Source organism: Micromonospora sp. CNZ309, assembly GCF_002846525.1.
Map to the genome: position 1 here is coordinate 2,948,956 of NZ_PJNG01000001.1, position 18,362 is coordinate 2,967,317.

At 74.4% G+C, this 18,362-nt stretch carries 19 protein-coding genes; 7 read left to right on the top strand and 12 right to left on the bottom strand.

Annotated features, from left to right (window positions below; translation table 11 throughout):
* Positions 1-99: 99 nt before the first annotated feature.
* From CLT72_RS11725 to CLT72_RS11735, 3 genes are all read right to left on the bottom strand, one after another.
* Positions 100-894, bottom strand: a complete 795-nt coding sequence (locus CLT72_RS11725; RefSeq protein ID WP_101411541.1) for a hypothetical protein — start codon at positions 892-894, stop codon at positions 100-102.
* A 149-nt stretch (positions 895-1,043) separates the two neighbouring features.
* Positions 1,044-2,150, bottom strand: coding sequence for an SPFH domain-containing protein (locus tag CLT72_RS11730; protein WP_101411543.1), 1,107 nt, complete (start codon positions 2,148-2,150; stop codon positions 1,044-1,046).
* 4 nt (positions 2,151-2,154) lie between these two features.
* Entirely contained in the window at positions 2,155-2,628 is a 474-nt protein-coding gene (locus CLT72_RS11735) for an NfeD family protein (protein ID WP_101411545.1), read from the bottom strand.
* A 189-nt stretch (positions 2,629-2,817) separates the two neighbouring features.
* Here CLT72_RS11735 and CLT72_RS11740 point away from each other — a divergent pair, with 189 nt between their 5' ends.
* Positions 2,818-4,134 carry a serine hydrolase domain-containing protein gene (locus CLT72_RS11740; protein WP_101411547.1) on the top strand — a complete coding sequence of 439 codons (1,317 nt, stop codon included), beginning with the start codon at positions 2,818-2,820 and terminating at the stop codon, positions 4,132-4,134.
* An 18-nt stretch (positions 4,135-4,152) separates the two neighbouring features.
* On the opposite strand, the gene CLT72_RS11745 is transcribed toward CLT72_RS11740, so the two are convergent.
* The gene (locus CLT72_RS11745) at positions 4,153-4,962 is read right to left on the bottom strand and encodes a DUF3097 domain-containing protein (RefSeq protein WP_101411549.1); all 810 of its coding nucleotides are present in this window, start codon (positions 4,960-4,962) and stop codon (positions 4,153-4,155) included.
* 118 nt (positions 4,963-5,080) lie between these two features.
* Between CLT72_RS11745 and CLT72_RS11750 the strand changes: the two genes are divergently transcribed.
* Positions 5,081-5,875 carry a hypothetical protein gene (locus CLT72_RS11750; RefSeq protein WP_101411551.1) on the top strand — a complete coding sequence of 265 codons (795 nt, stop codon included), beginning with the start codon at positions 5,081-5,083 and terminating at the stop codon, positions 5,873-5,875.
* 258 nt (positions 5,876-6,133) lie between these two features.
* Here CLT72_RS11750 and CLT72_RS11755 read toward each other — a convergent pair whose 3' ends face one another.
* From CLT72_RS11755 to CLT72_RS11785, 7 genes are all read right to left on the bottom strand, one after another.
* Complete coding sequence (locus CLT72_RS11755) at positions 6,134-7,042, bottom strand: HAD-IIA family hydrolase (RefSeq protein ID WP_199184555.1); 909 nt, start codon at positions 7,040-7,042, stop codon at positions 6,134-6,136.
* The gene (locus tag CLT72_RS11760) at positions 6,964-8,022 is read right to left on the bottom strand and encodes a ferrochelatase (protein WP_101411553.1); all 1,059 of its coding nucleotides are present in this window, start codon (positions 8,020-8,022) and stop codon (positions 6,964-6,966) included. Before CLT72_RS11760 ends, CLT72_RS11755 begins: the two co-directional genes overlap by 79 nt.
* Positions 8,023-8,134: 112 nt before the next feature.
* Positions 8,135-8,902 carry an enoyl-ACP reductase FabI gene (gene fabI, locus CLT72_RS11765; protein WP_088999425.1) on the bottom strand — a complete coding sequence of 256 codons (768 nt, stop codon included), beginning with the start codon at positions 8,900-8,902 and terminating at the stop codon, positions 8,135-8,137.
* 33 nt (positions 8,903-8,935) lie between these two features.
* Positions 8,936-9,640: a 3-oxoacyl-ACP reductase FabG gene (fabG, locus tag CLT72_RS11770; RefSeq protein WP_101411555.1), complete on the bottom strand. Its 705-nt coding sequence runs from the start codon at positions 9,638-9,640 to the stop codon at positions 8,936-8,938.
* Between the two features lie 623 nt (positions 9,641-10,263).
* Positions 10,264-11,214, bottom strand: coding sequence for a VWA domain-containing protein (locus CLT72_RS11775; protein ID WP_101411557.1), 951 nt, complete (start codon positions 11,212-11,214; stop codon positions 10,264-10,266).
* Positions 11,211-12,215 carry a DUF58 domain-containing protein gene (locus CLT72_RS11780; protein ID WP_101411559.1) on the bottom strand — a complete coding sequence of 335 codons (1,005 nt, stop codon included), beginning with the start codon at positions 12,213-12,215 and terminating at the stop codon, positions 11,211-11,213. The genes CLT72_RS11775 and CLT72_RS11780 overlap by 4 nt, the downstream gene beginning before the upstream one ends.
* A complete protein-coding gene (locus CLT72_RS11785) occupies positions 12,194-13,300 on the bottom strand; it encodes an AAA family ATPase (protein ID WP_101411561.1) in 1,107 nt (368 codons plus the stop codon). Before CLT72_RS11785 ends, CLT72_RS11780 begins: the two co-directional genes overlap by 22 nt.
* A gap of 275 nt (positions 13,301-13,575) precedes the next feature.
* On the opposite strand from CLT72_RS11785, the gene CLT72_RS11795 reads away from it, so the two are divergent.
* The 3 genes from CLT72_RS11795 to CLT72_RS11805 are packed head-to-tail and all read left to right on the top strand — an operon-like array spanning position 13,576 to position 15,834.
* Positions 13,576-13,806, top strand: a complete 231-nt coding sequence (locus CLT72_RS11795; RefSeq protein WP_101411563.1) for a hypothetical protein — start codon at positions 13,576-13,578, stop codon at positions 13,804-13,806.
* Between the two features lie 22 nt (positions 13,807-13,828).
* On the top strand, positions 13,829-14,368 hold the full coding sequence (locus CLT72_RS11800) for a PH domain-containing protein (protein ID WP_101411565.1): 540 nt from the start codon (positions 13,829-13,831) through the stop codon (positions 14,366-14,368).
* On the top strand, positions 14,365-15,834 hold the full coding sequence (locus CLT72_RS11805; RefSeq protein ID WP_101411567.1) for a PH domain-containing protein: 1,470 nt from the start codon (positions 14,365-14,367) through the stop codon (positions 15,832-15,834). Before CLT72_RS11800 ends, CLT72_RS11805 begins: the two co-directional genes overlap by 4 nt.
* Positions 15,835-15,849: 15 nt before the next feature.
* Here the strand turns inward: CLT72_RS11805 and CLT72_RS11810 are convergent, their stop codons facing one another.
* On the bottom strand, positions 15,850-16,881 hold the full coding sequence (locus CLT72_RS11810; RefSeq protein WP_101411569.1) for a phosphatase PAP2 family protein: 1,032 nt from the start codon (positions 16,879-16,881) through the stop codon (positions 15,850-15,852).
* Positions 16,882-16,977: 96 nt separating this feature from the next.
* On the opposite strand from CLT72_RS11810, the gene CLT72_RS11815 reads away from it, so the two are divergent.
* The gene (locus tag CLT72_RS11815) at positions 16,978-17,388 is read left to right on the top strand and encodes a thioesterase family protein (protein WP_374208800.1); all 411 of its coding nucleotides are present in this window, start codon (positions 16,978-16,980) and stop codon (positions 17,386-17,388) included.
* Positions 17,385-18,212, top strand: a complete 828-nt coding sequence (locus CLT72_RS11820; protein WP_101411573.1) for an MBL fold metallo-hydrolase — start codon at positions 17,385-17,387, stop codon at positions 18,210-18,212. The genes CLT72_RS11815 and CLT72_RS11820 overlap by 4 nt, the downstream gene beginning before the upstream one ends.
* The last annotated feature ends 150 nt before the right edge of the window (positions 18,213-18,362 follow it).

Below are 18,362 nucleotides of genomic sequence, written 5' to 3' on the forward strand. Positions count from 1 at the left end.
AGCCCTGCTGTCAGCAACTTCACCGCCCACTGCCAGCGACTTTCCATCTTCGGCGTCACAGCGGCACCGGGGGCCCCACCGGACCCGCCGGCGCGCCGCTCAGGTGGGCAGGGGGCCGTTCGGGCCGGGCGCGGCCGGGGCGGCGGTGAGGCTCGCGCTGGCGGCGTCGCGGGCGATGTCCCGGGGCACCAGCCGGCCGGAGCGGTAGCCGATGCCGATGCCGGCGATCAGCACGAAGATCGCGCCGAAGGTCTGCAACGAGCCGATCAACGCGCCACCGGCGCCCAGCAGCGGCGCGGCGATCATCAGCATGGCGCCGTCGCCGATGCTGAACGTCCCGGAGCGGGCCACCGACCAGCCGGTCAGCAGCCAGCCCAGGCTGTAGCAGGTGGCGCCGACGAGCACGAGGGTGCGGGCGGTGGTGCCGAAGACGGGGGTCTGCTCCGCCAGGCCCGCGAAGGGCAGCATCAGCACCGTGCCGGCGATCGACACGAGCAGGCCGGCGACGGCCGCCCGGCGGCTGCGGGTCGCCGCCAGCAGCCCGGTCAGCGCCAGCAGGGCGAGCAGCCCGAGCCACACCGCCGCCACCCAGCCCACCAGGTAGAGGGGCCGGCCGTCGGCCGGATACGGATCGTTGCCCACCCCGCCGTCGCTGCCCATCGCCACGACGGCGTAGAGGATGGCGTACGCGGGCAGCAGCCACACCGCGCCGCGGGCGAGCCGGCGCAGCGACCAGGCCCAGGCGGCGTTCGTGGCCGGCCCGACCGGGGTCGGCTCGACGAAGGGCAGTACGCCGAACCCCCCGCCGGTGCGCCGGCTGCCGAGCGGCCCGGTGGGGTCGTGCGCGCCGGGCACCGGGGCCGAGGAGCGTACCCGCTTCGCCGGATCCTTCATGCGTCACCTCGCTCGTCCGACGAGCGGTGCGGGACGCGCCGGGGCGCCCCGATGCCTGCTCACCGCCCGTCCTAGGACCGATGGTGGCAGGCGACGGAGCGCCCCATGAGTTCTTCTCGCATTTTCGGGCGGTCGGCGCCCGGGACCGGTCAGCCCCGTTCGCGCTGGTTGGCGGGGTCGCGCAGCAGGCTCGCCGGGGAGACCGGCTCGGGTGCCGGCAGGCCCTGCGGCTTGCCGCCGGTGGCCTGCGCCTCGGCGACGCGTACCTCGTCGTGGATCTGCTGAGCGGCGGCCGCCGCGGCCTGCGCGGCCTCGGCCGCCTCGCGCTCCACCTCGCTCGCGCTGCCGGCCGCCTCCGGCGCCGGCTCGTCGCCGACCATCCGGCTCAGCCCGCCCAGCGCGCCACCCATGCCCTCCAGCGCCTTGGTCAGCTCGGCCGGCACGATCCAGACCTTGTTCGCGGTGCCGTTGGCGATCTGCGGCAGGGCCTGGAGGTACTGGTAGGCGAGCACCTTCTGGCTCGGGTTCGCCTGGTGGATCGCGTCGAACACCGTCTTGATCGCCTTCGCCTGACCCTCGGCCTGGAGGATCCGGGCCTGCCGGTCACCGTCGGCGCGCAGCACCGCGGACTGCTTCTCACCCTCGGCCGTGAGGATCTGCGACTGCTTGTGCCCCTCGGCGTTCAGGATCGCCGCCCGGCGGTCCCGCTCGGCGCGCATCTGCTTCTCCATCGAGTCGCGGATGCTCGCCGGCGGCTCGATCGCCTTGAGCTCCACCCGGGTGACCTTGATGCCCCACCGGCCGGTGGTCTCGTCCAGCACCCCCGACAGGTGACGGTTGATCTGATCGCGGCTGGTCAGCGCCCGCTCCAGGTCCAGCGAGCCGATCACGTTGCGCAGCGTGGTGACGGTGAGCTGCTCGATGGCCTGGAGGAAGTTCGAGATCTCGTACGTGGCCCGCACCGAGTCGACGACCTTGAAGTAGAGCACCGTGTCGATCGAGACGACCAGGTTGTCGGAGGTGATCACCGGCTGCGGCGGAAAGCTGACCACCTGCTCACGCATGTCGACCTTGGTGCGCACCGCGTCGACGAACGGGACCAGGATGTTCAGCCCGGGGTTGAGCGTGCGCTTGTACTTGCCGAGCCGCTCGACCACGTCCTGACGCTGCTGCGGCACGATCCGCACCGCCTTGGCCAGGGTGATCACCCCGATCAGCGCGATGGCGATCAGTAGGACCGGGATCACAAGTTCCATGTACTCACCTTTTCGCTTCGGGTAGCTCGCCGGAAGGGGAAACGTCGTCCCGCCACACCAGGGCGGTAGCGCCCCGCACCTGGATCACCTGCACCCGTTCGCCCGGGGCGAAGTGCTGGCTCGCGTCGTAGGAGCGGGCCTGCCAGAGCTCGCCGTCGATCTTCACCATGCCCTGCCCGGCGTCGACCTGCTCCAGCACCAGCGCCGTGCTGCCCTCGATCGCCTCCACGCCGAAGGGCTGCTCGCCGCTCTCGAGCGCCGAGCGGCGGTGCCTGCGCAGCGTGGGCCGCACACCCAGCACCGTCAGCGCCGACACGCCGGCGAAGACGATCGCCTGCACCTCGACCGGGGCACCGAGCGCCGCCGCTCCCGCGGCGGCCAGGGCCCCGACCGCGAACATGATCAGAAACAGCGTCGTCGTGAAGATCTCAGCGACCGCCAGAACGACACCCAGCACGATCCAGAACACGGCGTCCACCCCCCGATCGTGACACGTCGAAGCACGTGAAGCCCACCCATGAAGATCAACTGGCCCTGGCGACGTGCCGGCGGCCCACCGGATCGCGGGTGGGGGCGCGGGGCGGCGGTGGATGCACGAAGATCAGTAGGCTCGGCGGCACGCCGACGGTCCACCCCGACGGCACCGGAATCACCCGGAGGAGAGCCCGTGTCCCTGCTGCCCGAGACCACCCGCCAGGTCGATGCCCTCGTCGCCGCGGCGCAGTCCGCCGGCCGCACGCCGTCGCTGCTGGTCGGCGTGGTGCGCGACGGCGCGCTCACGCACCTCGCCACCGCCGGCGAGCACCCGCGCCCCGACGCCGACCTCCAGTACCGCCTCGGGTCGATCAGCAAGACCATGACGGCCACCCTGGTCATGCAGGAGCGCGACGCCGGCCGGCTGGCCCTGGACGACCCGCTGGAGAAGCACCTACCGGACACCGGCGTGGGCACGCTCACCCTGCGGCAGCTGCTCGGCCATGCGAGCGGCCTGCGTCGCGAGCCGGACGGGCAGTGGTGGGAGCGCGCCGAGGTCGGGGACCTGCCCACCCTGTTGGCCGGGGTCGGCGCCGAGAAGATCGCCTACCCTCCGCACCGCGCCTACCACTACTCGAACCTGGCGTACGGGCTGCTCGGCGGGGTGCTGGAGCAGCTCACCGGCACCCCGTGGGCCGAGCTGCTGCGCCAGCGCGTGCTGGAGCCGCTCGGCATGCGCCGCACCACGTACGCGGCCACCGAGCCGTTCGCCCGCGGCTACGTCGTGCACCCCTGGCACGACACGCTGCGGGAGGAGCCGCGCACCGACACCGGGGCGATGGCCCCGGCCGGGCAGCTCTGGTCGACCGCCGAGGACCTGGCCCGCTGGGCGGCCTTCCTGGCCGACCCGACGCCGCAGGTGCTGGCGGCCGGGACGCTGACCGAGATGTGCGTCCCCGTGTCGATCAGCGACGTCGACTCGTGGACCGGCGGGCACGGCCTCGGGCTGGAGCTCTACCGGCAGGGCGAGCGGGTGTACGTCGGGCACGGCGGCTCGATGCCCGGCTACGTGGCAGCCCTGGCGGTGCACCGCCCGTCGGCCACCGGCGTGATCGGCTTCGCCAACTCGTACGGCTTCCGCACCGGCGGGATCGGCGGGCTCGCGCTGCGGGTCCTGACCACCGTGCTGGACGCCGAGCCGGCGTTCCCGCAGCCCTGGCGGCCCGCCACCGCCGCCCCGCCCGCCGAGGTCGACGAGGTGACCGGCCGCTGGTGGTGGATGGGGGCGTCGCTCGACGTCACCTGGGACGCGGCCAGGGGCGAGCTGGTCGTCTACGTACGCGGGGAGCGGGTCAGCGTCTTCGTACCGGAGGGGCCCGACCGCTGGCGGGGCCGCTCCGGCCCGGAGAACGGCGAGATCCTGTCGGTGCTGCGCGACGAGGCGGGGCGGGCGGTGGCGCTCGACATCGCCACCTTCGTCTTCACGCGTACCCCCGACCAGGAGCCCTGACCACCGCCGGGCCGGCGCTCAGGCCGGCTCGGTCACGAAGTCGATCAGGCGTTCCATCGCGTTGATCAGCGGCGTCTCCACGTCGGCGAAGCTGTCCACCCGGGACAGGATGTGCCGCCACATCTCCGCCGGCTCGGCGACCCCGAGCGCGGCGCACACGCCCTCCTTCCACGGCCGTCCCGGCGGCACCACCGGCCACGCCCGGATGCCCAGCGCCGCCGGCTTCACGGCCTGCCACACGTCGACGTACGGGTGCCCGGTCACGAGGACGTGCGGAGAGGTCACCTTCGCGACGATCCGGCTCTCCTTGGAGCCGGCGACGAGGTGGTCGACGAGTACGCCGAGGCGGCGGCCCGGGCCGGGCGCGAAGTCGCGCACCTCGGCGTCGAGCGCGTCGATGCCGTCCAACGGCTCCACCACCACGCCCTCGACGCGCAGGTCGTCGCCCCAGATCCGCTCGACCAGGGCGGCGTCGTGGACGCCCTCCACCCAGATCCGGCTGGCCTTGGCGACCTGGGCGCGTACGCCGTCGACCGCGATCGAGCCGGAGGCGGTACGGCGGCGGGCGGCCGGCACCGGGGTGCGGGCCGGCCGGCGCAGCGTCACGGGTTGCCCGTCGAGCAGGAACGCCGCCGGCAGCAGCGGAAAGTTGCGCCGGCGCCCGTGCCGGTCCTCCAGCACCACCGCGCCGGCCTCGAAGCCCACCACCGCGCCGCAGAAGCCGGAGTCGGCGTCCTCGACCACCAGATCCGGCTCGGCGTCCACCTCGGGCGTGACCTTCCGCCGCCGCCAGTCCCCCGCCAGCACGTCCTCCGCATACCGCCCCATGCCGATCAAGCTAACCTCCCACCCCTCCTCCCGCACCCGACACGCCACGGCCGGGGGCGGCGGGGTGCTCGGAGCGGCAGTCGAGACAGGGGCGGCGGTGACCACGTACCCTTTCGGCATGTCCACCCCCGCAGCGGGCGCGGCCACTCTCACACCGCGCCGGTCCAGCCGGTTCGTTGCCTGGGTACGCGCGTGGCGCGCCGGGCTGGTGCCCTTCGACGAGCTGGCCGACGCCATCGCCGGCGACGAGGAGCACCTGGTCGCCGACGCGCCCGGCACCTGGACCGACGTACCCCTGCCCCAGGCGCTGCCCACCCTCGCGAAGCTCTCGCCCGACGAGATCCGGCTGGTGCTGCCCGCGCCCGGCGACCCGCGCGGGCTGCCCGGTCCGGGCGACTTCGCGGGGGCGGCGCTGGTGGCCGGCGAGGCGGTCGTCGCCGGGGGCCTCGGGCTGATCCCGCACGTGCGCACGCACACGTCGGGCTCCGGCGACACCTTCGAGACGGTGCTCTGGCGGGTCTATCCGCTGCCGGCGAACGCCCCGGCCGCCTCGCTCACGCTGCCCGGCGCCGCCGAGGCCGAGGCGGAGCTGGCGGCGGCGCTGCACGACACCACCGCCGCGCTGACCCGGCTGGACGTCGCGCAGTGGCGACCCGAGCTGGCGGGGGCGCTGGAGGCGCTGCGCCGGCCCGACGGCGCGACGGACCTGCCGCCCGGGTTCGACCCGCGGGCCCGCCGGCTCTTCGCCCGGGCCGCTGTGCTCGACCGGGTGCTCGCGCTGGCCGGGCACGCCGCGCCGGGTGGCGCGATCAACAACTACGAGGCCCAGCAGCGCGACGCCGCGCTGCGCCCGCTGACCACCGCCTGCCGGCAGGCCCTGGTCGCCGCCTGCAACGCCCCGCTGCGCCCCTGACCGCCGCGGCAGGGCCGGCCCGCCCGGGCCGACCTACGGCGTACGGGGGTGATGGACGGTGCCGCCGGGAACGCTGATACCCCTGAGGCATGAAAATACCTGCGCGGTATCGGGAGGAGCGGACTACACCGTCGGCGTCGGGGGCCGGCGCCGCCGGTCCCGGTTGACGAAATGGGTTACAGACGCCGTACACGGCGAGGAAGCGCGCACCGCCTCGTCGCCCCTCGGCGGGACCGCGCAGACCTCGCCCGGCACCGCTCAGACCTCGTCGACCAGGTCGGCGACGGAGTCGACGATCCGCGAGGGCCGGTACGGGTAGCGTTCCGCCTCGGCGCGGCTGCTGATGCCCGTCAGCACCAGGATCGTCTCCAGGCCGGCCTCCAGCCCGCACAGGATGTCGGTGTCCATCCGGTCGCCGATCATCGCGGTCGTCTCGGAGTGCGCGTTGATCGTGTTCAGCGCGGAGCGCATCATCATCGGGTTGGGCTTGCCGACGAAGTACGGCTCGACCCCCGTCGCCTTGGAGATCATCGCGGCCACCGAGCCGGCGGCCGGCAGCGCGCCCTCCACCGACGGGCCCGTCACGTCGGGGTTCGTGCAGATGAACCGGGCCCCGTCGTTGATCAGTCGGACCGCCTTGGTGATCGCCTCGAAGCTGTAGGTGCGGGTCTCGCCCAGCACCACGTAGTCCGGGGCGAAGTCGGTCAGCACGTAGCCGACCGCGTGCAGCGCCGTGGTCAGCCCGGCCTCCCCGATCACGTACGCGGTGCCGCCCGGCCGCTGGTCGGCCAGGAACTGGGCGGTGGCCAGCGCGGAGGACCAGATCGCCTGCTCCGGCACGTCGAGGCCCATCCGGCTCAGCCGGGCCGTGAGGTCGCGCGGCGTGTAGATCGAGTTGTTGGTGAGCACCAGGAACGGCTTGCCAGAGGCGCGCAGCCGGGAGACGAACTCCGGCGCCCCGGGCACGGGCTGGCCCTCGTGCACCAGCACGCCGTCCATGTCGGTCAGCCAGCTCTCCACCGGCTTGCGGTCCTGCATCGTCACTCGTTCCAGGGGTGTCGGGGCCGCCAGCGGGGCCGGCGCGGCGGTCAGGAGGCCGGGTTCCCGGGTGCCGGGGCGGCGGGGCGGCGGGCCGGGACGCAGCACACCGTGGGGCAGGTGTCCCACATCGGCAGCTCGCCGAGGCGGCGGCGCAGGGCGACCCCGTCGGGCTCGGTCCGCTCCCGCACCAGCTCACGGACCATCGCCACGAACCGGGGGTCGACGCCGGGGGTGGCGGCCCGGACGAAGTCCAGCCCGAGCTGCCCGGCCGTCTGGCGCGCCTCCGTGTCCAGGTCCCACACCACCTCCAGGTGGTCGGAGACGAACCCGATGGGGCTGAGCACCACGGCGGTGGTGCCGGCCTCGGCCAGCGTACGCAGGTGGTCGTTGACGTCCGGCTCCAGCCACGGCACCTGCGGCGGGCCGGAACGGCTCTGCCAGACCAGGTCCCAGGGCAGGTCCGGGGCCGCCGCCGCGTGCACCAGCCGGGCGGCCTCGGTGAGCTGCGCCTCGTACCGGCCGCCGTGGGGGCCGGCGGTGGCGGCCATCGAGTTCGGGATCGAGTGCGCGGTGAACACCAGCCGGGTGCTGTCCCGCTTCGCCGGGTCGAGCCGGCCGAGCGCCGCCCGTACCGCGTCGGCGTGCGGCTCGACGAAGCCGGGGTGGTCCCAGAACTGGCGGATCTTGTCGATCGGCGGAGCGTCCGGACCGACCGCCGCACGGGCGGCGGCGATGTCCTCCTGGTACTGCCGACAGGAGGAGTAGCCGCCGTAGGCACTGGTCACGAACGCCAGGGCGTGGGTGACGCCGTCGTCGCGCATCTGCGCCACGGTGTCGGCGAGCATCGGGTGCCAGTTCCGGTTGCCCCAGTAGACCGGCAGGTCGACGCCGTTGGCGGCGAAGTCCTCCCGGATCGCCGCGAGCAGCTCCCGGCACTGCTGGTTGATCGGGGAGACGCCACCGAAGTGCTGGTAGTGCTCCGCGACCTCCGCCAGCCGCTCCGGCGGCACACCCCGCCCCCGGGTCACGTTCTGCAGGAAGGGCATCACGTCCTCGGGCCGTTCCGGTCCGCCGAAGGACACCAGGACCACCGCGTCGTACGCCATGGGTCCCATTCTTCCCGGTCGCCGTCCCCGCCGGGCGGGGCCCCCTGGTCCCGGGCACGGGAAGGGTCCCCCGCCGCGCCCGGGGGCGTCGGCGGGGACCCTTCCCGTGGCGTCAGGCGCCGATGGCGTGGTAGCCGCCGTCGACGTGCACGATCTCGCCGGTGGTGGCCGGGAACCAGTCGGACAGCAGCGCCAGGCAGGCCCGCGCGGCCGGCTCCTGGTCGGTCAGGCTCCAGCCCAGCGGCGCGCGCTCGGTCCAGGCGTCCTCGAACTGGTCGAAGCCGGGGATCGACTTCGCGGCGATGGTGCGCAGCGGCCCGGCGGCGACCAGGTTGCTGCGGATGCCCTGCTTGCCCAGGTGCAGCGCCAGGTAGCGGGAGGCGGACTCCAGCCCGGCCTTGGCCACGCCCATCCAGTCGTAGACGGGCCACGCCTTCGTGGCGTCGAAGGTCAGGCCGACCACCGCGCCGCCGGCGGACATCAGCGGCAGCGCCGCCATGGCCAGCGACTTGTAGGAGTACGTGGAGACGTGCAGCGCGGTCGCCACGTCCTCCCAGGGGGCGTCGAGGAAGCCGCCGCCGAGGCAGCTCTGCGGGGCGAAGCCGATCGAGTGCACCACCCCGTCGAGGCCGTCGACGTGCTCGCGCACGCGGTCGCCGAGCCCGGCGAGGTGGTCGGCGTCGGTCACGTCCAGCTCGATCACCGGTGCGGGCTCGGGCAGCCGCCTGGCGATCCGCTCCACCAGGGAGAGCCGGCCGTAGCCGGTGAGCACGACCTGCGCCCCGTTCTCCTGGGCGAGCTTCGCCACCGAGAAGGCGATCGAGGCGTCGGTGATGACGCCGGTGACCAGCAGCCGCTTACCGGCGAGCAGTCCGGACATGCAGGGATCCTCCGTAGTTCTCAGTGCCGCTTGTCAGTGGCCCATGCCGAGGCCGCCGTCGACCGGGATGACGGCGCCGGAGACGTAGCCGGCGGCGTCGCCGGCCAGCCAGGTGACCACGCCCGCGATCTCGTCCGGCTGGGCGAAGCGGTTGGCGGGGATGGCCTTGCGGTACTCGGACCTGCGGTCCTCGGGCAGGCCGGCGGTCATGTCGGTCTCCACGTAGCCGGGCGCGACCACGTTCGCCGTGATGTTGCGGCTGCCCAGCTCGCGGGTGATCGAGCGGGCCACGCCCACCAGGCCGGCCTTGCTGGCCGCGTAGTTGACCTGGCCGGGGCCACCGTAGAGGCCGACCACCGAGGAGATGAAGATCATGCGCCCCCACTTGGCGCGCAGCATCTTGCCCGAGGCGCGCTTGGCGCACCGGAACGCGCCGGTCAGGTTGGTGTCGAGCACGCGGGTGAACTGCTCCTCGGACATCCGCAGCAGCAGCGTGTCGTCGGTGATCCCGGCGTTGGCGACCAGCACCTCCACCGGCCCCAGCTCGGCCTCGATCGCCGTGAACGCGGCGTCGACCGACGCGGAGTCGGTCACGTCGCAGCGGACCCCGAACAGCCCCTCCGGGGGTTCGCCGCTGCGGTGGGTCACCGCCACCCGGTCGCCCTGCTTCGCGAAGGCCTGCGCGATGGCCAGGCCGATCCCCCGGTTGCCGCCGGTCACCAGGACGGTACGGGCCACGGTTCCCCCTGTAGTTCAGTGATCTCCCGGTCGGTCGGAGCCTAGGCGTTACCGGCAGGTAAGCGCTAACGCCAGGCACGTCCGGACCGGTCAGGTCGCGCCCGTCGCCCCGGGCGGCCGGCCCGCCGGAGGAGGTCCGTCCGGCCGCTCGGCCGAGTGCGGCGGCGGAGACCGGCGGGTGTACGATGATCCGCGTTTGCGGGCCGCGCGGCCCGCGTTCCGGGCCCCGCCGACCGCAGGAGGTGATCGCTGTGCGAGATAGCGATCCTCCCAGTCGTGGCCGGGCCGAACGTCAGCCCCGCTGAGCCACGACTCAGCTGGTGAGCTGACCCAGCTCCGCTCCCCGCCCCCGCCCGGTCCACCGGCCCCGCGCCGGACGACCGTGCCGCCGCCCGCCGCCCGGGTGGCCCGCCGGGAGCCGCCCGGTCACGACTTCGTGTGCGCGTCCTGATCCACCCCCTGCGGTCCGCCCCCGCACGCGCGGACCGTCCAGCCGCCACCCGGAGCCGTCCATGAGCCGCTACGTCGCCCCGCTGGGCTTCACCCTCGCCGCCGTCTGGGTGGCCGTCGTCTTCGTCCTCGCCGGCGGCGCCGCACACTGACGCCGCCGGCCGTCGGGCACGTCAGAGCATCCGCGAGGACCACAGCAGACTGAGTGCGCCGGCGCAGAGCGCCAGCAGCAGGGCCACCCCCGCGTACCACTGGGTGACCTCGCGCGGTTCCGTGCGGAACCCGATCGAGCTGCCCATGTCCTGGTAGACCTGCTTCAGCTCGGTCACCGAGGCCGCCTCGTAGAAGTAGCCCTCGGTGGCCTCCGCGAGGTCGGCCAGGGCCAGCCGGTCCACCGGCACCCGTTGCAGCTGGCCGCCGATGTCCACCTGGCCGGAGTCGGTGCCGAAGGCGATCGTCGAGACCGGCACGTTCGCCGCCTGCGCGGCGGCGGCCGCCTCCTCCACGGCCCGGCCCGAGGTGCGGTACCCGTCGGAGAGCAGCACGATGCGGGCCGGCGGGATCCCCGCCGCGCCGTCCGCCGGCACCGACCGGATCGCCTCCAGGCAGGTGAAGACCGCCTCCCCGGTCGCCGTCGCCTCCGCCAGCACCAGCCCGTCGATCGCGGCGGTCACCGCGTCCCGGTCCTTGCCCGGCGGCACCAGCACGTTCGCCGACTTGGCGAACGAGACCAGCCCCAGGTTGTAGCTCTCCGGCAGCTCGCCGACGAACTGCTTGGCCGCCTCCTGCGCCGCCTCCAGCCGGTTCGGCGACACGTCGTCGGCCTGCATGGACAGCGACACGTCGATGGCGAGCATCACGGTGGCCCGCTCCAGCGGCTCCCGGGTGTCGACCGACGGCCGCGCCAGCGCGGTCGCCAGCACCAGCAGGCAGAGCAGGAACGCCGTGGCCGGCACGTGCCGCCGCCAGCCCAGCCCCTTCGGCGCCAGGGTGCGCAGCAGGTCCACGTTGGTGAACCGCAGCGCGTACGACCGGCGGTGCAGCTGCCGCCAGACGTAGAGCGCGGCGAGGGCGAGCACCGGCAGCACGGCCAGCAGCCACCACGGTTGCAGAAAGCGGATCATCGTGTCGTCCCCCTGGTGCGCGCGTGCCGCTGCGCGGCCACGAAACGCACCATGTCGAGCAGCCAGTCTCGGTCCGTACGCAGCCGCAGGTGGGCCGCACCCGCGCCGCGCAGCGCCGCGGAGATCTCCGCCCGCTGGGCGGCCGCCGCCTCGGCGTAGCGCTGGCGCAGCCTCGGGTCGGCGGTCTGCACCTCGTGCAGCTCACCGGTCTCCGGGTCGACCACCGGCAGCACTCCGACGTCGGGCAGCTCCAGCTCCCGGGGATCGACCACCTCGATCGCCACCACGTCGTGCCGGACGCGCAGCTTACGCAGCGGCCGGGCCCACCGCTGCGGCGGGGCGAGGAAGTCGGAGATCACCACCGCCACGCCCCGGCGCCGGGGCGGCCGGTTGAGCATGTCGACCAGGGCACCCAGGTCGCTGCGCCCGGGACGGATCTCGGTGCCGGCGATCGCCCGCAGCAGCGCGTGGGCCTCCTTGCGGCCGGAGCGCGCGGGCAGCCGGGTGAAGACGTCCGGGCCGGCCACCGGGGGCGCGGCGCGCCACCGGCGGGCCGGGGCGCTCGCGCCGCCGCCGCTGCCGATCACCGCGCCGATCCGGTTGCCGCCGCGTACGGTCAGGTGCGCCAGCGCCGCCGCGGCGGCCACCACGACGTCACGCTTGAGCCATCGCCCGGTGCCGAAGTCCAGGCTCGCCGAGAGGTCCACCGCCAGCCACGTCTCCAGCTCCCGGTCGGCTACCGTACGCCGCACGTGCGGCATCGTCGTGCGGGCGGTGACCGGCCAGTCCATCCGGCGTACGTCGTCGCCGGGGCGGTACTCGCGGGACTCCCCCGCCTCGCTGCCCGGGCCGGGCAGCAGGCCGGCGTAGTCGCCCTGGAGCAGGCCGTCGAGCTTGCGGGTGACCATCAGTTGCAGCCGCGACAGGACGGCCTCGGTGCGGTCGGAGGGGACGTCGGCAGGCCGACGGGCGGGTGAGGTCACGGGCGCTGCCCGGGCCAACCGCCGCCCGGCGGCGCGGCGGTCGGCGTGGGGGTCGCCTGCTGCCGGGGCGCGACCGAGGGCAGCGGAATGGTGGACATCACCCGGTGCACCACGTGGTCGGCGGGCACGTCGTCGGCGAGCGCGTCGTAGCTGAGCACGAGCCGGTGGCGCAGGATGTCCGGCGCGATGTCCTGCACGTCCTGCGGCAGGGCGTAGTCGCGCCCACGCAGCAGCGCCAGCGCGCGGGTGGCCCGGACCAGGCCCAGCGAGGCGCGCGGGCTGGCACCGTACTGGATGAGCTGGGCGACGTCGGGCATCCCGTGCTCGGCCGGGGCACGGGTGGCCAGCACCAGCCGGACCGCGTAGTCGACCAGGGCGTTGTGCACGAAGACCTGGTCCGCCTTGCGTTGCAGGGCGATCAGGTCGGGGGTGGTGAAGACTGGCGCCGGCTGCGGCGGGGCGACCCCCATCCGGTAGACGATCTCCCGCTCCTCGGCGTCGGTCGGGTAGCCGACGACGATCTTCATGAGGAAGCGGTCCCGCTGGGCCTCGGGCAGCGGGTAGACGCCCTCCTGCTCGATCGGGTTCTGCGTCGCCATCACCAGGAACGGGTCGGGCACGCGGTGGCTCTCGCCGCCGATGGAGACCTGCCGCTCGCTCATCACCTCCAGCAGCGCCGACTGCACCTTGGCCGGCGCCCGGTTGATCTCGTCGGCGAGCAGGAAGTTGACGAACACCGGGCCCAGTTCGACGTCGAACTTCTCGCTCGACTGCCGGTAGATGCGGGTGCCCATGATGTCGGCGGGCACCAGGTCGGGGGTGAACTGCACGCGGGCGAAGGAGCCGCCGACCACCTTCGCGAGGGTCTCCACCGCGAGGGTCTTCGCCACCCCCGGCACGCCCTCCAGCAGGCAGTGGCCCCGGGCGAGCAGCGCGACGAACATCCGCTCCACCATCCGGTCCTGCCCGACGATCACCCGTTTGATCTCGAACAACGCCCGCTCGAGCAGGGTCGCGTCCTCGGCCGGCGTGGTCACCGGCTCGGGTGTCTCCGGGCCCGTCCCGTTCGGCATCGGGGCGTCGGGCGTGGTCGGCTGGGCCACCGGTCCTCCACAGCATGATCGGTTGTCGGGCGGCGTGGTGCGTATCAAGACTCGCATGCCCGGCTGAGCGCCGAGGTGGGGAGAAGGCGATTTTCGCCGTACCGTCCCGGCTGGCACGTAGCCGGCCCGCCACGCCGTCGCGCGGCACGGAATCGCCGATCACGTCTGGACACGGACCGGTCCGGCGCGTGTACCATTCACCCCGTCGCCGGGCGGCTCCCCCCGTGGCCGCCCGGCGCTCAAACTTCCGGTGCCGCCGCCCTAGACTGGCCGGGATGAGCACCCCCCTCCCCGCCGACGAGCCCCTGATCTGCTCGTCCCGCGGCTGTCGCGCCCCAGCCGAATGGGCGCTGAGGTGGAACAATCCGCGGCTGCACGACGCCGACCGGCGCAAGACCTGGTTGGCGTGCACCGCGCACCGCGCCACCCTCGGCGACTTCCTCGACGCCCGTGGCTTCCTCCGGGAGGTCGTAGCGGCCCCCGGATCGCCTACGCTCGAAGGGTGAGCGCGCACAACGGACTTCCCCGGTGAGCGGTGACGGGTCCGCCGGCCCGCCACCGGCGCCGTCCCTCCCGCCGGCGGGCCCCCTGGAGCCGTGGCCGGACACCGTCCGCTGGCAGTCGATCTCGTCCGACCAGATCTGGGTGGAGCTGATCCGCCTGGCGGTGGTGCTGATCGTCCTGGCCCTCGGGCTGAGCGTCGCCTGGGCGGTCAGCGGCAGCTGGTTCCTCGGCGCGGCGGTCGGCCTGGTCCTGCTGTTCGGCGTCCTGCGCAGCGTGGCGATCGTGCGCGCCGTACGGGCCTGGGGCTACGCGGAGCGGGAGGACGACCTGCTGGTCCGGCACGGGCTGCTGGTGCGGCGGCTGTCCATCGTCCCGTACTCCCGGATGCAGTTCGTGGACGTCAGCGCGGGCCCTCTGGAGCGCGCGTTCGGGCTCGCCACCGTGCAGTTGCACACGGCCGCGGCGGCGACCGACGCCCGGGTGCCGGGGCTGCGCCCGGCGGAGGCCTCCCGGCTGCGCGACCGGCTCACCGCCCTGGGCGAGGACCGGGCGGAGGGACTGTGAGCGACCCGGCCGCCCGCCCCGGGGCGGAGCCCGTCGCCCTCCCCGGACCGCCCGGGCACGCCGGGCCGCCGGAACACGCAAGTCCGCCCGAACACGCAAGTCCGCCCGAGCACGCCGGGCCGCCCGAGCACGCCGGGCCGCCCGAGCACGCCGAGCCACGGCAGCGGCTGCATCCCCTCAGCCCCGCCCTGCACGGCGCCAAGTCCCTGGTGGTGGTCATCGCCGGGCTGTCCTGGTCGACGCTGTCCCGCGTCGGCTTCGGCTGGTTCGCCCTGATGGCGGCGGTGCTCGCCCTGGGCGCCACCGTGCTGGCCGTGGTGAGCTGGTACTACACCGGCTACCACGTGGTGGGCCGCGAGCTGCGGGTGTACGAGGGGCTCCTCTGGCGGCGCACCCGGGCGATCCCGCTGGAACGGCTCCAGGCCGTCGAGGTGGTCCGGCCGCTGCTCGCCCAGCTCACCGGCCTGGCCGAGCTGCGGCTGGAGGTGGTGGGCGGGGGCAAGACCGAGGCGCCGCTGGCCTACCTGGGCGTCGTCGAGGCGAACGCCCTGCGCCAGCGGCTGCTCGCCCTCGCCGGGCGGGTCGCGGCCGAGACGCGCCCGCCGTCGCCGGCCGGGGTGGCCGCCGCCCCGTCCGCGACGCCGGCAGCGCCACCCGGCCGGCCCCTGCACGCCGTGGCGAACAACGATCTGCTGGTCAGCCAGCTGCTGACCCCGCAGGCGTTCATGATCCCGTTCGGCGTGGCGTTCGTGGTGGCGCAGTTCCTCTCCGAGGACACCTGGTCGTTCGTCGCGGTGGCGAGCACCCTCACCGCCATGGCAGGCGTGCTGCTGCAACCCGTACGGCGGGTGCTCGACGACTGGAACTTCCGCCTCGCCCGGGACGAGGGCACGCTGCGCATCCGCAACGGCCTGCTGGAGACGCGCGCGCAGACCGTGCCGCTGGACCGGGTGCAGACCGTCGGCGTGACCTGGCCGCTGCTGTGGCGGGTCAAGGGTTGGCTGCGGCTGCGGCTGGAGGTGGCGGGCTACTCCGCCGGTGAGGCCGACGAGCGCAACCGGCCGGACCGGCTGCTCCCCGTCGGCGACCTGGCGACCGGCGAGGCGATCGTGGCCGAGGTGCTGCCCGGGGTGCGGCTCGACGCGCTGCCGTTGAGCCCGCCGCCGACGCGGGCCCGCTGGCTCAACCCGCTGAGCCGGGGCGTGCTCGGCGCCGGGCTCGACCCCCGGGTCTTCGCCGTCCGCTCCGGCCTGCTCACCCGGCAGGTGGCGCTCGTGCCGTACGCCCGCATCCAGAGCGTGCGGGTCGTGCAGGGGCCGGCGCAGCGGCGGCTGCGGCTGGCGACGGTGCATGCCGACACCGCGGGCGGTGCTGGCGCCGCCGCCCGGGACCGCGACGTCACCGAGGCGTGGGCCATGGCGGCGGAGCTGACGGCTCGCGCGCACGCCGCCCGCCGGGCGGGCTGAGGGCGCCCGGACCGCTCAGCGCGCCGCCGTCACCGGCGGCGGCTCGGCGGAGGCCGGCGGGTCGGTCGGCGCGGCGTCGGGCTCCGCCGGGGCCCGGCGGGCCTTGCGGGCCGCCCACCAGCGCTCGGCCAGGCCGACCGCGAGGAAGGTCATCCCGACGTACGCCCAGCCGACCAGCACGTCGATGACGTAGTGCTCACCCGAGTAGACCAGGGTGAACGTCATCGCCAGCGGGTACGCCAGCAGCAGCGGCCACCAGCGGCGGCGGGTCTGCCGCAGGAAGAACAGCACCACGAAGAGCGCGAACGCGGTGTGCAGCGAGGGCATCGCGGCCACCGGGTTGGAGGCGATCTGCCCGGCGTTGAGCAGGTTGCCGGCGCCGTGCATGCCGAACGCCTTCCACCCGCGCGTGGAGATCCGGGCGACCTCCTCCAGCAGGCCGTTCTGCGCCGCCCACCAGGGCGGGGCGGCCGGATAGAGGAAGTAGGTGATCAGGCCGGTGGCGCAGAGGAAGCCCCAGCGGCGCATGAAGGCCGCCCACCGCCCCCGGTCCCGCAGCCAGAGCACCGCCGCGGCGGCCAGGGCCACCACGAAGTGGGAGAAGTAGACCCAGCTGACGGCGACGTCCCACCAGTGCACCTCGGGCCGGTAGAGGTGCTCCTGGAGCCAGGTCGTCGGCACCTGCCCGCCCGTGGCCCAGCCGAACATGACCCGGTCGGCGACGATCAGCTCGTACGCGTGCGGGGTGGCGCCGTTGTCGGCGAAGCCCCGGGACAGGTTGTAGACGGCGAGCAGCAGCACGACCGGCACCCAGTCCCGCGCGAAGCGCAGGTGGCTGCGCCACGGCCGGCTGCTGTTCCAGGCGATCGTCGCCGCCCAGATCCACAGGAACGCGTACGCCGGGTCGGTCGGCAGGCCGATGCCGAGCCAGCCGGCGACGAAGGCTACCCCCCACACTGTCATCGCGACCACGCGGCGACGCCCGCCGTCGGGCGAGGCGGGCGGCTCGGTGCGGGCGGGGTGCTGGGGGTCGGTCGCGACAGACATCGCGGTCAAGGTTAACGGCGCGGGCGGCATCGACCGACGCCGACCACCGCGGTCCCTCCCGGGCGACCCGTCGCCGGGTGCCGTCTCGTCTAGGCTTTGACCATGCAGGAGCAGCCGGAATCCGCGCTGACCCCGGGGCTGACCGCCCGGGTGGAGCTGACCGTCACCGACGCCGACACCGCCCAGGCGGTCGGCTCCGGCGACGTGCCCGTCCTGGGCACGCCCCGCGTGCTCGCCCTCGCCGAGGCGGCCACGGTGGCGGCCACCGCCGACCGGATGCCGGGCGGGTCGACGACCGTCGGCACCCGGGTCGAGCTCGACCACCGCGCGGCCACCCCGGTGGGGCGGACGGTGGTGGCGCAGGCGCGGCTGAGCGCGGTCGACGGGCGGCGGCTGCACTTCGAGGTGAGCGTCAGCGACGGCGACGAGACGGTCGCCGAGGGCCGGGTGGAGCGGGTGCTGGTCGACCGGCAGCGCTTCGTGGAACGCGCCGCGCGGTCGTCGTGACCGCCCGCTTCGTGCAGGTCGCCGACGGGGTGCACGTGCTGCGCGAGCCGTCGCTGCACGTCAACGTCACCCTCGTCGTCGGCGACGGGGCGGCGTTGCTGGTCGACACGCTCTCCACCGCCGGGCAGGCCGCCGCGCTGGCCGCCGCCGCGCGGGCGGTCACCCCGCACCCGTGGACGGTGGTCAACACCCACCACCACTTCGACCACTGCTTCGGCAACGCCACGCTCGCCGCCGAACCGCCCCGCCCGATCTACGCGCACGAGATCGCCGCCGAGGCGATGCGCGAGCCGGACCGGCTGCGCCGGGAGGCGTACGCGGAGCTGCGCGACACGCAGCCCGCGCTGGCCGAGGAGGTCGCCGGGACCGTGCTGCTGGCGCCGACGCACACGGTGCACGGCGAGGCCGTGCTCGACGTGGGCGGCCGGCGCGTGGTGCTGCGCCACCCGGGTCGGGGGCACACCGCCGGCGACCTGGTGGTGCACGTGCCCGACGCCGACGTGCTGGTCGCCGGCGACCTGGTGGAGCAGAGCGGCCCGCCCGCCTTCGAGGAGTCGTACCCGTTGCAGTGGCCCGACACGGTGGCGGAGCTGCTGCGGACGACCACCCCGGCCACCGTGGTCGTGCCGGGGCACGGCGAGCCGGTGGACGCCGGTTTCGTCCGCGCCCAGCACGCCCAACTCGTCGAGCTGGCCTGGCTCATCCGCGCCGGGCACACCGGCGGCGCCCCGCCCGAACGCGTCGCCGCCGAGGCGCCCTTCGGTGCCCGCGCCGCCCTGCACGCCGCCCGCCGGGGCTACGCCGAACTCGACGGCACCGCCTGACGGTGGTGAACTGGCTGCGCCGGATCTCGACGTCGGCGGTGTAGTCCGTTCGACCGATACCACACGGGTATTCTTATGCCGTACAGGTATCAACGTTCCGAGGTTAGTGCTTCGTCGGTGTCATCCGCGAGTGGCGACGGCTCCTCGCGA

Bases quoted from the DNA above. Each gene is read 5' to 3' on its own strand.
- CLT72_RS11725 (WP_101411541.1), bottom strand. From the start codon at position 894: ATGAAGGATCCGGCGAAGCGGGTACGCTCCTCGGCCCCGGTGCCCGGC.
- CLT72_RS11730 (WP_101411543.1), bottom strand. From the start codon at position 2,150: ATGGAACTTGTGATCCCGGTCCTACTGATCGCCATCGCGCTGATCGGG.
- CLT72_RS11745 (WP_101411549.1), bottom strand. From the start codon at position 4,962: ATGGGGCGGTATGCGGAGGACGTGCTGGCGGGGGACTGGCGGCGGCGG.
- CLT72_RS11750 (WP_101411551.1), top strand. From the start codon at position 5,081: ATGTCCACCCCCGCAGCGGGCGCGGCCACTCTCACACCGCGCCGGTCC.
- CLT72_RS11760 (WP_101411553.1), bottom strand. From the start codon at position 8,022: ATGGCGTACGACGCGGTGGTCCTGGTGTCCTTCGGCGGACCGGAACGG.
- fabI (WP_088999425.1), bottom strand. From the start codon at position 8,902: ATGTCCGGACTGCTCGCCGGTAAGCGGCTGCTGGTCACCGGCGTCATC.
- CLT72_RS11775 (WP_101411557.1), bottom strand. From the start codon at position 11,214: ATGATCCGCTTTCTGCAACCGTGGTGGCTGCTGGCCGTGCTGCCGGTG.
- CLT72_RS11795 (WP_101411563.1), top strand. From the start codon at position 13,576: ATGAGCACCCCCCTCCCCGCCGACGAGCCCCTGATCTGCTCGTCCCGC.
- CLT72_RS11810 (WP_101411569.1), bottom strand. From the start codon at position 16,881: ATGTCTGTCGCGACCGACCCCCAGCACCCCGCCCGCACCGAGCCGCCC.